The 12,502-nt window shown below is 73.6% G+C and carries 9 protein-coding genes; 7 read left to right on the top strand and 2 right to left on the bottom strand.

The window, feature by feature from the left end; translation table 11 throughout:
- The first annotated feature begins 151 nt into the window (after nucleotides 1-151).
- Nucleotides 152-1,468 (top strand): SGNH/GDSL hydrolase family protein, encoded by a 1,317-nt coding sequence (locus DMB66_RS29855; protein WP_125807451.1) that lies wholly within the window; start codon nucleotides 152-154, stop codon nucleotides 1,466-1,468.
- Nucleotides 1,469-1,592: 124 nt separating this feature from the next.
- Here DMB66_RS29855 and DMB66_RS29860 read toward each other — a convergent pair whose 3' ends face one another.
- Complete coding sequence (locus tag DMB66_RS29860) at nucleotides 1,593-4,349, bottom strand: LuxR family transcriptional regulator (RefSeq protein ID WP_125807452.1); 2,757 nt, start codon at nucleotides 4,347-4,349, stop codon at nucleotides 1,593-1,595.
- A 163-nt stretch (nucleotides 4,350-4,512) separates the two neighbouring features.
- Between DMB66_RS29860 and DMB66_RS29865 the strand changes: the two genes are divergently transcribed.
- Together DMB66_RS29865 and DMB66_RS29870 are read left to right on the top strand one after the other, a co-directional pair.
- The gene (locus DMB66_RS29865) at nucleotides 4,513-5,232 is read left to right on the top strand and encodes an SDR family oxidoreductase (RefSeq protein ID WP_125807453.1); all 720 of its coding nucleotides are present in this window, start codon (nucleotides 4,513-4,515) and stop codon (nucleotides 5,230-5,232) included.
- Nucleotides 5,229-5,678 carry a hypothetical protein gene (locus DMB66_RS29870; protein WP_125807454.1) on the top strand — a complete coding sequence of 150 codons (450 nt, stop codon included), beginning with the start codon at nucleotides 5,229-5,231 and terminating at the stop codon, nucleotides 5,676-5,678. Before DMB66_RS29865 ends, DMB66_RS29870 begins: the two co-directional genes overlap by 4 nt.
- Here DMB66_RS29870 and DMB66_RS29875 read toward each other — a convergent pair.
- Nucleotides 5,653-8,241 carry an AAA family ATPase gene (locus tag DMB66_RS29875; RefSeq protein ID WP_125807455.1) on the bottom strand — a complete coding sequence of 863 codons (2,589 nt, stop codon included), beginning with the start codon at nucleotides 8,239-8,241 and terminating at the stop codon, nucleotides 5,653-5,655. The two genes, DMB66_RS29870 and DMB66_RS29875, sit on opposite strands and share 26 nt — an antisense overlap.
- A gap of 85 nt (nucleotides 8,242-8,326) precedes the next feature.
- On the opposite strand from DMB66_RS29875, the gene DMB66_RS29880 reads away from it, so the two are divergent.
- The 4 genes from DMB66_RS29880 to DMB66_RS29895 all read left to right on the top strand — a co-directional run.
- Entirely contained in the window at nucleotides 8,327-8,482 is a 156-nt protein-coding gene (locus DMB66_RS29880) for a hypothetical protein (RefSeq protein ID WP_199752686.1), read from the top strand.
- 167 nt (nucleotides 8,483-8,649) lie between these two features.
- Nucleotides 8,650-8,877, top strand: a complete 228-nt coding sequence (locus tag DMB66_RS62815; RefSeq protein ID WP_199752687.1) for a hypothetical protein — start codon at nucleotides 8,650-8,652, stop codon at nucleotides 8,875-8,877.
- Nucleotides 8,878-9,197: 320 nt separating this feature from the next.
- Nucleotides 9,198-9,842, top strand: coding sequence for a sigma-70 family RNA polymerase sigma factor (locus DMB66_RS29890; RefSeq protein WP_125807456.1), 645 nt, complete (start codon nucleotides 9,198-9,200; stop codon nucleotides 9,840-9,842).
- 154 nt (nucleotides 9,843-9,996) lie between these two features.
- Nucleotides 9,997-12,502 (top strand): AAA family ATPase (locus tag DMB66_RS29895; RefSeq protein ID WP_233624930.1); only part of this gene is annotated, 2,506 nt, incomplete at its 3' end.

The following is a 12,502-nucleotide window of genomic DNA, read 5'->3' on the forward strand; positions in this document are numbered from 1 at the left end:
CCGGCAGCAGCGCCGAGCACGGTCAGCTCGTACCGGCCGCCGCAGCCGGGTGGCCGCTCGGGCTCAGCAGCCGGCCAGACTGAAGGCCGTCAATGTCTTGACACCTCTCCGAGGCTGGGCTGGGGTGGGTCTGGACAGGGAGGTGTCAACGATGACCGCATCCACCACCGGGCTCCGGCGCCTGTGCACCGCTGCGGTCGCGACGTTCGGCGTCGCGACCCTCACCCTCGCCGGCTCGGCCGTCGCCGCCGATCGGCCGGCCGCCTGGAACGGCACCTGGAGCACGGCGGTGACCGGCGCGGCCACCCCGCCGCAGCCCGCGACCTTCTTCGCCGACCAGACGCTGCGCCAGATCGTGCACACCAGCATCGCGGGCCGGTCGTTGCGCGTCCGGCTGTCCAACGAGTACGGCACCGAGCCGCTGGTGATCGGCGAAGCGCGCATCGCCCGGGGCGCCGGCGGTGCGCGGATCGTGGCCGGGACCGACCGCCGGCTCACCTTCGGCGGGCGCTCGGCGTTCAGCATTCCGCCCGGCGCACCCGCGCTCAGCGATCCCGTGGCTCTGCCCGTACCGGCGCTGTCCGATCTTGTGGTGAGCATCCACCTGCCGGAGCGGACCGCGGCCGCGACCGTGCACGGCTCCGCGTTCCAGACCAACTACGTCGCCGCCGGCAACGTCACCCGCTCGGCCACCCTGACCGGCGCCACGACCACGACGTCCTGGCACTTCCTCTCCGGGGTCAGCGTCGCCGCGCCCCGGGCCGCCTCGGTCGTGGCCTTCGGCGATTCCATCACCGACGGCGCGATCACCACGGTCGACGCCAACCACCGATGGCCCGACTTCCTGGCCCGCCGGCTGCGGGGGCAGGCTTCGCTGCGTGATCTCGGCGTGCTGAACAAGGGCATCGGCGGCAACCGGCTGCTGCACGACGGCAACACGCTGCCCGGCAGCCCGTTCTCCGGCATCGGGCCGCTCTTCGGCGACAGCGCGCTGAACCGCTTCGACCGGGACGTGCTCGCCCAGCCGGGCGCCCGCTGCGTGATCGTGCTGCTCGGCATCAACGACATCGGGCAGCCCAGCTCGATCGCGCCGCCGTCGGAGGCGGTGACCGCCGAAGAGATGATCTTCGGATACCGGCAGCTCATCGCCCGGGCGCACGAACGCGGCCTGCGGATCCTCGGCGCCACCATGACCCCGTTCCAGGACACCGCCATCCCGGGCTACTACAGCGAGGCGAACGAGGCCAAGCGCGTCGCGGTCAACCGGTGGATCCGGGCGAGCGGCGAATACGACGGCGTCATCGACTTCGACCGGGCCGTCCGTGACCCGGCGCAGCCGTCGCGGATCCTCCCGCGGTACGACAGCGGCGACCACCTGCACCCCAACGACGACGGCATGCGGGCCATGGCGGACGCGATCCCGCTGCGCCTGCTCCAGACCGCCGGCGACCGGGTCACCGCGCCGTAGGCCGCACCGCGTACGCCAGCGGGGGCCGGTCGTCCCATGAGCGCGGGCGGGCGCCTGCCCGGGCCACCACGGTGGCCGAGCTCGGCCACCGTGATCGGTCCCACCGGCCGCCGGATCTCCGTGGTCAAGCGCCGGCCAGCGTCGCGCGGAGCTTGTTCCGTGAGGTGACGTCGAGCTTCGTGAAGACCTTGTGCAGGTGCCATTCGACCGTGCGGGGGCTGATGAACAGCTCGGCGCCGATCTCGGAGTTCGTCTTGCCCGCCGCGGCGAGCCGGGCGATCTGGGTCTCCTGCGCGGTGAGGGCCTCCCGGACGTCGGCCGCGCGTGGGCGTACGGTCTCGCCGGTGGCCAGGAGTTCGCGGCGGGCGCGTTCGGCGAAGGCGGTGGCGCCGAAGCCGCGCAGCATCTCGTGCGCGGTGCGCAGGTGCTCGCGTGCGTCGTGGCGCCGGTTCTCGCGCCGCAGCCATTCGCCGTAGAGCAGGTGGGCGCGGGCGAGATGGACGGCGATCCGGCTGTGTTCGAGGTGCTCGATGGCCTCGCGGTACAGCCGGTCGGCGGCCGGGCCGTGGCTGAGCAGCGCTTTCGACCGGGCCAGCATGCCGAGGGCCCAGTCCGTGCCGCTGACGGTGGCCCGCACCTCGATGCGCCGCAGTGCCGCCGCGGCCGCTTCGGGGGCATCGGTGCGGGCGGCCGCCTCGACGAGCTCGACGAGGGAGAAGCCGTAGCTCGCCAGGTCGTCGTGTTCGCCGGCCCGTTCGGCGCTGGCCAGGGCGTCCTGGTACCGGCCGAGGCCGTTGTACAGCACCGCGAGCAGCCAGTGGCCCAGGCCGATCGCTCGTCCCTCGCCCCCGCTCGTCGCGTGCCGCATGCCGGCCAGGATCAGCTCCGGCGTCCGGGCATCCTCGCCACGCCAGGCGCTGAGCAGCAGCCTCGCGTACCCGAGGGTTGAGCGGCCGATCACCTCCATGAGGGTGTCGGACTCCTCGATCAGCTCTGCGGCCAGGTCGAACTCGCCGCAGTGCAGGTGCAGGACCGCGCGGTAGGAGAGGGCCAGGGGAAGGAAGTTGAGCGCGCCGGCCTCGCGGGCCGCTCGGACCGCGTGCGTGGCCAGCTCGTGCCACGCCTCGTCGTCCCACATGTCGCCGGCGACCAGCCAGGTCAGCCACAGCCAGCGCATGCTGGCGTCCGCGTCGCGGCCGGCGTCCCGCCGGACCGACCGCAGGGCCTGTTTCAGCAGCGGCGCACCCTCGACGTAGCCCTCGGCGTACCGGGTCACCAGGCCATCGAGCAGCGCGTCCACCAGCCGTGGCGGTTCCGGTCCCCGCGGCGCGCCGCGGGCGGCCTCGGCCACCGCCCGCATCCCGCCGCGCCCGTTGAGCGGGCCGGCGAAGACCGCCGCTCCGATCGCTTCGAGGTAGGTCTCGCGCGTCTGTCCGTCGTCGACGCTTTCCAGCCGGCGGGCCGCGTCGAGCAGCAACGGCAGGGCGTCCCCGCCCCGCCGCCGCGCGACGAGGATCTGGCCACGCAGCCGGGTCACCCGCCCGCGCTGAAGGTCGCCCAGCGGGCCCGACTCCGCGGCGGCGAGGAGCTCGAGCGCCACCTCAGGAGCCCCGGCCTCGAAGGTGGCCCGCGCCGCAGCCACCGCCCTCGCGCCGCGGCCGGCGGGATCGGGCGTCAGCTCGGTCGCCCGCCGCAGGAACGCGGCCGCCGCCGCGACCCCGCCACGGGCCTGGGCCCGGCCGGCCGAGCGCTCCAGCTCGCCCGCCACGGCCTCGTCGGGCTCGACCGCGGCCTGGGCGCGATGCCAGGCCCGGCGGTCCGGGTCGAGCTCAGGATCGGTCGCCTCGGCCAACGCCCGGTGCACGTCCCGGCGTTCCGCGGGGCCAGCCGCGCGATAGGCCGCCGTGCGCACCAGCGGATGATGGAACCGCACCCGCGCACCGAACTCGATCAGCTCCGCCGCCTCGGCAGCCCCGGCAGCATCCGGCCCGATGTCGAGCCGCTCGGCCGCCCGCCGCAGCAACGGCACGTCGCCCACCGGCTCCGCGGCCGCCGCCAGCAGCAGACGCTGGGCCTCAGCCGGAAGCGACCCGACGCGCCGCAGGAAACTCTGCTCGATCTGCCCCGCCAGCGGCCGCGCGTCGGGACGCCCGAACCCACCGGCCAGCTCCGCCACCGTCATCCCCCGGGTCAGCTCCACCAGGGCCAGCGGATTACCGCGGGTCTCGGCGACGATCCGCTCCCGGACGCGTTCGTCCAGCCGTCCGGGGACCACCGATTCCAGCAGCGCCCGCGCATCGCCGTCGCTCAGACCCCGGACCACCAGCTCCCGCAGCCCCACCAGCTCGTTGCCCGAGCCGACAGTCGCCGTACGCACCGCGAACACCAGTGCCACCCGCTCCGCGAGCAGCCGGCGCGCGACGAACGCGAGGGTCTGCGCGGAGACCCGGTCGAGCCACTGGACGTCGTCCACCACGCAGACGAGCGGCTGCTCCTCGGCCGCCTCGGCCAGCAGGCTGAGCACCGCCAGCCCGATCAGGAAACGGTCCGGTGCGGTCCCCGCGCGCAGCCCGAATGCGACGGCCAGGGCATCGCGTTGCGGGCCCGGAAGGCGATCGAGGAGCCCCGTCACGGGCAAGCACAGCTGGTGCAGCCCGGCGAAGGCCAGTTCCATCTCCGACTCGACGCCGGCAGCCCGCAGTGTCCGGCAGCCTGTCGCGCGCCCCACGTGCTCCAGCAGCGCGGACTTGCCGACGCCCGGCTCGCCACGGCACACCAGCACCTGGCTCCGACCCGCCTTGGCGTCCGCGACCAGCCGATCCAGCGTCTCGCACTCGCTGCGCCGGCCACGCAGCCGGCGCCGGGGCGCGTTGCTCGACATCCACCACTCCGCAGGTCAAGGGGGCCCTGATCACCCGGGTTGTCCCATGATGCCCCGCGGGGGCGGGATCCGGACAGTCGCCCGCTGCGCCGGGACGAGGCTGTCACATTCAGCCCCTCGTCCCTGTCTTGTTTGCCGAGTGCACGCGAGAGGATGAGACGCGATGAAGATGGCTGTTGCCGGGGGAACCGGCTGGGTCGGCAAGCTGGTGGTCGAGCGGGCGCGCGAGCGGGGCCACGAGGTCGTGGTGATCTCCCGGTCGGGTGGTGTCGACCTGATGACGGGGGCCGGGCTCGACGACGCGCTTCGCGGTGTGGATGTCGTGATCGACGTGGCGAACGTGTCGACGCTCAGCCGCAAGGCGTCGGTGGAGTTCTTCGAGACCGAGACGCGCAACCTGCTGGCGGCGGAGGAGCGGGCGGGCGTACGCCACCACGTGGTCCTGTCGATCGTCGGGGTCGACCGGGTCGACTCGGGCTACTACATCGGCAAGCGCCGCCAGGAGGAGCTGGCGCTGGCCGGTCCGATCCCGGTGACGCTGCTGCGGGTGACGCAGTTCCACGAGTTCGCGGCGCAGATGCTCGACAAGGTGCCCGGCCCGGTGAAGGTGGCGCCGTTGATGGTGAGCCGGCCGGTCGCCGCCTCCGAGGTCGCCGCCGAGCTCGTTCGGCTGGCCGAGGGCCCAGCCCAGGGGCGGGCGACCGAGCTGGCCGGTCCCGAGGTGCTGAAGATGGCATCGATGATGCGCCGCCTGGCCAGGGGCAAGGGCAAGCTGGTGCTGACGGTGCCGGTCGGCAAGGCTATGGCGAACGGTGGCGTGCTGCCGGCCGGCGAGTTCCACAGCGGGAAGATCACTTTCGAGCAGTGGGCGGCGTCGCGATGACGGTAGCGGCCAAGCGCTGGATGGCCGGGGTGCTGGCGGTGGCGGCGGCATACCAGGGCGTGTGGGCGGCGGCGTTCCCGCTGTCGTTCTACAACGACTTCCCGGGGCCGGGGCTGCACTGGGTGGCGGCGCTCGGCCCGTACAACGAGCATCTGGCCCGCGACACCGGGGCGCTCAACCTGGCGCTGCTGGTGCTGAGCGTGTGGGCGCTGCGCCGCCCGACCCGGGAGGCCATGATGGTGACCGGGGGCGCCTGGTTGATCTACAACGCGATCCACTTCCTGTGGCACATGCTGCACCTGGACGTCTTCCCGACGATCGACAAGATCATGGTGGCGACGACCCTGGCCGTCCTCCTGCTCCTCTCCATCCTCCTGATGCTGCCCCTCAAGGAGACCAAAACCGGTCCTTCCGTACGCCTCAGCGAGGTCGCCGGGCAGGACTGACGTGTTCGGCCACCGCCTCGCCGGCGGCGGCCAGCTCGCGGCGGGCGCGGTCCGCGAAGGCGTCCGCGCCGGCCGCGGTGAGGATGTCGTAGGCGCCGCGCAGCTGGCAGCGTGCCTCCTGGCGCCGGTTCTCCCGCCGCAGCCACTCGCCGTACAGCAGCCGAGCGCGGGCCAGCTCCATCCGCAGCCGGGTCCGGCCGAGGTGCTCGATCGCCCGCCGGTACAAAGCCTCCGCCGCGGCTCCCCTAGCCAGCAGCGCACCCGATCGGGCCCGCACACCGAGCGCCCACTCGGTCCCGCAGGCTCGGGTCGTCGCCGCGAGGCGCTCGTACGCGCCCGCCGCGAGCTCCGGCCGGCCGCTGCGAACGGCCGACTCGATCAGCTCCACCAGGGCCCAGTAGCCGACGGCGGACTCGAGCGGATGCTCGGCCGCGGCGCGGGCCGCCGGGAGGGCCTCGGCGTACCGCGTGAGTCCGTTCAGCAGCAGCGACCGCGCCCAGTGCGTAACCATGACCCCGGTGTCTTCGCCGCGGGCCACCGCGTCGGCCCTGCTCGCCTCGATCAACGGGACAGCCGCGGCTTCGTCCCCGCGCCAGGCCGCCAGCGCGAGTGCACCGTACGGTGCCAGCCCGCGCCCGGTCGCCTCCCCGATCGCCTGGATCTCCGCGACGAGTGCCGCGGCCGCCGCGCGCTCGCCGGCGAGGAGGCGCACGACGACGAGCGAGTTCAAGGCGAGCGGGAGTTCGCTGAGGGCGCCGGCATCCCGCGCCGCCTGGACGTGCCGAGCGGTCAGCGTCGACCAGTTCTCGTCGTCCCAGGTATCGGCGGCCGCGATCGCCGCCAGCCACAACCAGGGCAGCTCGCTCGCCTCCGAGGTGTCCGCGCCGCGGAACGCCGACAGAGTCGCCCGCGCCAGGGGTACGAATGCTTCGTACCCGTCGGTCAACAACGCTGCGAGGCTGTCCAGCAGCAGATCGCCGGGACGGTCCCGCGCCGGCCTCGGCGCCGCGCGTACCGCGCGCACCAACTCGAGGAACCCGGCGTCGTCGGCGAACCCGCCGGCCAACATGGCGGCCGCCATCGCGTCGCGGTACGTGGTGCGGGCGAGCGCACCGTCCAGTGGTTCGAGCCGGCGGGCGGCTTCGAGGAGCAGGCGCGGCGCGGTCATGTCATGACCGGAGGCAAAGGCGAGCTGTGCCCGCAGCAGACTCACCCGCGCCAGGTGGAGTTCGTCGGCCAGGCCCTCCTCGGCCCCGCGCAGCAGCTTCAGCGCGGTCCCAAAGGCGCCGGCCTGCAGCTCCGCCTGGGCTGCGGCCAGTGCGCGGATCGCCCGCGTCGCCGGATCCGGAGTCAGTTCGGTCGCGTGCCGCAGCAGCTCGGCCGCGGCCGCGGCACCACCGCGGCGCTGCGCCCGGTCGGCGGAGCTGACCAGTTCGGCGGCGATTCGCTCATCGGCGCCGGCCGCCCCGTGCGCCCGGTGCCAGGCGCGCCGATCGGGGTCGGCAGCCGGATCGGTCGCCTCGGCGAGGGCCCGGTGCACGTCGCGACGGTCGGCGGGCGTCGCCGCACGGTAGACCGCCGACCGCACCAGCGGATGCCGAAACCGCACCCGGACACCCAGCTCGATCAGCCCGGCCGCCTCCGCCGGCACGATCGCGCACATCGAAAGATCCAGCAGCCTCGTCGCGCGGAGCAGCAACGTCACGTCACCCACCGGTTCAGCCGCCGCGGTGAGCAACACCTTCCGGGTCGGCGACGGCAGCGATCCGATCCGCTGGGCGAAGCTCCGCTCGATCCGGCTCCACAGCGGTCGCGTATCAGGACGCATGAAGCCACCCGCTATCTCGGCCACCGTCAACCCGCGCGGCAGCTCCAGCAGTGCCAGCGGGTTGCCGCGCGTCTCGGCGACGATCCGATCCCGCACCCTCTCGTCGAGCCGGCCGGGGACGACCGAGTCCAGCAGCGCGCGGGCGTCCTCGTCGGCCAGGCCGCCGACGACCAGCTCCGGCAAACCTCGCCAGGCCGGCCCGGTCGCAGGCTCCCGCATCGAGAACACCACACCGATCCGCTCGGCGGCCAGACGCCGCGAGATGAACGTCAACGTCCGCGCGGAAACCTGATCCAGCCACTGCGCGTCGTCCACCACGCACACCAGCGGCCTGTCCTCCGACGCCGTCGTCAGCAGACTCAACACGGCCAATCCGACCAGGAATCCGTCCAGCGGACCTCCGGCGCTGTGGCCGAACGCGACAGCGAGCGCCTCTCGCTGCGGAACCGGTAAGCGATCGCGACGGTCCAGCATGGGCGCGCACAGCTGATGCAAACCTGCGAAGGGTAGCTCCATCTCGGATTCGACACCTGTCGCACGCGCGACCCCGCATCCGGTCGAACGCTCCACGACGTAGTCGAGCAAAGCCGACTTCCCGACACCCGCGTCACCACGGATCAGCAAGGCCTGCCCCTGGCCGGAGCGTACTTCGGCGACCATCCGGTCGAGGACCGCGCACTCCTTGGCCCGGCCGCGCAGCCCGTGCGCAGCCGCACCGTCCGTCGGTGTTCTCACCCAGCACAGACAGCGCAGGAGCCGAATTCGTGACGTGCGCCGGCCGTCCTGTCACAAACCCGAAGGCTGAGCTGTCTCGGCTGGCATGAGCAACCACATCCTGGAACCGGCGGCCCGCGAGTTCGCCGACGCCACCGCCAAACCCCCCTTCCTGTACGAGCTGGGGCCCGACCGCGCCCGCGAGGTGCTCGACGACGTTCAGGCCGCTCCGGTCAGCAAGCTCGATGTGGACGAGAAGTAGCAGGCCTACGCGGCCGCCCGTTCGCGCTGTCGACCAGATTTCCCGGCAGCACCCTCGGCGAGAATCTCACCGCCCATCCCGTCGCGACCGGAGGTAACGAGTTCACCATCCGGCCGGACGCCTTCCACCACCAGTTCGCCGCCGAGTTGCCCGCCGTCCAGGCCGCTGTGACGGGCAGCACCCAGCGCCCGGTCACCGAGATCGCCCTCACCGCGGGGCTGCCGACGGACACCCCGGCGTGGCGGTCGATCCCGTCCTGGTTCGTCTTCGGCGACGAGGACCGCAACATCCCGGTCGCCCTGCACCGCTTCATGGCCGACCGGGCCGGGCCAAGGGCGTACGCGAGGTGGCCGGCGCGTCCCACGCACTCAGCGTTTCCCGCCCCGAGTCCGTGACGGCGTCGATCCTCGAGGCCGTGGACGCGATCACGACCTAGCCCGATCGGTACCGAGGTCTCCTGCTCGCCGGGCCCCCGGGCCATCCCCGGCGGCCAGGAGCCCGTACCCCGGCCGGGCCGGCCATGACCCGGGCCGCACGTGGCCCGGGGATACACCCGGGGTTGCACGGGCGCGCCCGGCACCCGTGCCGGACGACGGTGGCTAGGTCACCGAGTCGGGGCCGGAGCACGAGGGTCCGGTCCCGGCGGTCCGGACTACCGGGAATGGGGAAGATCGTCATGCGCATGCCCAGCGTCGACGTCGCGGATCGTCGGATCATGGGGGACGTGAGGACCGGGTCACCGGGGCTCGTGGCGGCAGCGGACTTCGAGGGTGTCCGCACGCGGCTGTTCGGCATCGCCTACCAGATGCTGGGTCGTGCGTCCGACGCCGAGGACGTCGTTCAGGACGTGTGGGTCCGCTGGCAGGGCGCGGATCGGGCACGGGTCCGGGATCGGGTCGCGTTCCTCGTGACCATCACGACGCGGGTCGCACTCAATGTGGCGACCTCGGCCCGTGCTCGCCGTGAGGTCAGCGCCGGCGGATGGCTGTCGGAACGGGTGCTCGCATCCGTCGACCCGGCGCTGGAGGCGGAACGCGGCGAGGCACTCGGGTTCGCGGTCCAGCTCCTGATGGAACGGCTGTCCCCCGCCGAACGCGCCGTCTACGTGCTTCGCGAGGCGTTCGCCTATCCGTTCCGCGACATCGCCGAGGTCCTTGAGCTCAGCGAGGCCAACGCGCGGCAGCTGGCGCGCCGGGCGCGCGGGCATCTCACCGAGAAGCGGCACCACCCGGTCGATCCGGCGGAACGAGACGGGCTGCTCGACGCCTTCCTCGAAGCGGCGCGAGCCGGCGACATGGCGCACCTCATCGACGTGCTCATCGGCGGTCGACCCGGCACTGCCGGGGCGGCGGTCGGCTGACTGTCGGTCCCCGCCCGCGTGGTGCATCATGGGGACGACCCCGAGTTGATCAGGGTATGGCTTCCCTTGACCTGCGGGGTGGTGGATGTCGAGCGGCGATCCTCGGCGTGGGCTGCGTGGCCGGCACGGCGAGTGCGAGGCACTGGATCGACTGGTGGCCGACGCCCAGGCGGGTCAGAGCCGGGTCCTGGTGCTGCGCGGCGAGCCCGGGATCGGCAAGTCCGCGCTGGTGGAGTACGTGGTGGACAGCGCCGCGGGATGTCAGATCCTGCGGGTCGCCGGCGTCGAGTCGGAGATGGAACTGGCCTTCGCCGGGCTGCACCAGCTGTGCGTACCGATGATGGGACATCTCGATCGCCTGCCCGGACCGCAACGTGACGCCCTGACCGTCGCGTTCGGGCTGCGCGCGGGGAACGCGCCGGACCGGTTCCTGGTCGGGCTGGCGGTGCTCAACCTGCTGGCCGAGGCGGCCGAGGAGCAGCCGCTCGTCTGCGTGGTGGACGACGCCCAGTGGCTCGACCGGGTCTCCGCGCAGCTGCTGGCCTTCGTCGCGCGGCGCCTGCTCGCGGAGCGGGTGGTGCTGGTGTTCGCCCTTCGGGTGTCGACAGTTGGTGCGGGTGACGACCGGTTCGTGGGGCTGCGGGAGCTCGTGGTCCGGGGTCTGCAGGACGACGATGCGGGTGCGCTGCTGGATTCGGTGGTCCCCGGGCGGCTGGACGAGCGCGTCCGGGACCGGATCGTGGCCGAGACCCGCGGAAATCCGCTGGCCCTGCTGGAGCTGACCCGGGGATTGAGGGCGGCGGAGCTGGCCGGTGGGTTCGGGCGCCCGGACGCGCGGCCACTGGCGAGTCAGATCGAGCAGAGTTTTCTCCGGCGTATCGAGTCACTTTCGGGTGCGGCGCAACGGCTGCTGCTGGCGGCGGCCGCCGAGCCGGTGGGCGACGTACCGCTGCTGCGGCGGGCGGCCGAGCGGCTCGACATCGGGCCGGACGCCGCCGAGGCCGCCGAGGCGGCGGAGCTGATCGAGTTCGGCGCCCGGGTACGGTTCCGCCATCCGCTGGTGCGCTCGGCGGCCTACCGCGCGGCGGATCCCGGAGAGCGCCAGGACGTGCACCGGGCGTTGGCCGAGGCGACCGACCCCGGCGCCGACCCGGATCGGCGAGCCTGGCATCACGCCCACGCCGCGGTCGAGCCCGACGAGGCCGTGGCGGGCGAGCTGGAGCGCTCGGCCGGCCGGGCCCAGGCTCGTGGCGGGGTCGCGGCGGCGGCCGCGTTCCTGCGGCGGGCGACCGAGCTGACGCCCGATCCGGCCGACCGCGGAGTGCGAGCGGTGGCCGCGGCGCAGGCCACCTTCGAGGCCGGGGCCCCCGACGCGGCTCTCGAACTCCTCGCCGCCGCGGAATTGGGCCCGCTGGACGAGCTCCGGCGCGGGCGGCTGGCCCGGCTCCGCGCCCAGATCGTCTTCGCGCGGCGGCGGGGCGGGGACGCCCTGCCGTTGCTGCTCGACGCGGCCCGCCGGCTGGAGAGCGTCGACGACGGACAGACGCGCGAGGCGTACCTCGAAGCGATCGGAGCGGCGGTCTTCGCCGGCCGCCTCAACGGAGGCGTCGAGATGCGGAAGGTGGCCGAGGCCGCCCGCGCCGCCCTGCGCGAACCGCGACCCGCACGGCCGGCGGACGTCCTCCTCGATGGCCTGGCGACGCGGTTCGTCGAGGGCTACGTCGAGGGTGCGCCGCAGCTGAAGCGCGCCCTGCGGGCATTCCGGCGGGCCGCCGAACGCGACGAGGACGACATCATGCGCTGGCTGTGGCTGACCTGGCTGGTCGCCGGCGACATGTGGGACGACGACACGTGGCACGAGCTGACCACGCACGCGGCCCGGACGGCCCGCGAGGCCGGCGCGCTCAACTTCCTTCCCCTGGCCCTCTCCTACCGCGCGGTCCTGCACCTGCACGCCGGAGAGTTCGGCCTGGCCTCGGCGTTGATCGAGGAATCCGACACCATCACGGCGGTGACCGGTAACTCGCCCCTCGGGTACCCCTGGCTCCTGCTCGTCGCCTGGCGTGGCGAGGACCCGCAGGCGGCGGAGCTGATCCGGGCCGGTGCCCGGGACGCGACCGCCTGGGGTGAGGGGCGGGCGATCGGGTTGGCCGACTACCTGCTCGCGGTGCTGTACAACGGCCTCGGCCGGTACCAGGACGCCCTGGCCAGCGCCGAACGGGGATGGGAGCACGAGGACCTGGCGGTCTTCGGGTTCACCCTCGTCGAGCTCGTCGAGGCGGGCGCCCGGGGCGACGCTCCCGACGCGGCCGCGGCCGCGCTACGCCGGCTCGAGGAACGTGCCGGCGCCAGCGGCACCGACTGGGCCCTCGGCATGCTGGCCCGATCGAAAGCGCTGCTCAGCCACGGCCCGGCCGCCGACCGGCTGTACCGCGAGGCCATCGAGCACCTCGAACACAGCCGGATCGCCGTCCATCTCGCCCGCGCCCACCTGCTCTACGGCGAATGGCTGCGGCGCGAGAACCGGCGCCACGACGCACGCGAGCACCTGCGCACCGCGCACGAGATGCTGCGCGGCTTCGGCGCCACCGCCTTCGCCGAACGCGCCCGCCGCGGAACTCCTGGCCACCGGCGAGACCGTACGCCCACGCGCGGCCGAC

The organism is Actinoplanes sp. ATCC 53533 (assembly GCF_003947245.1).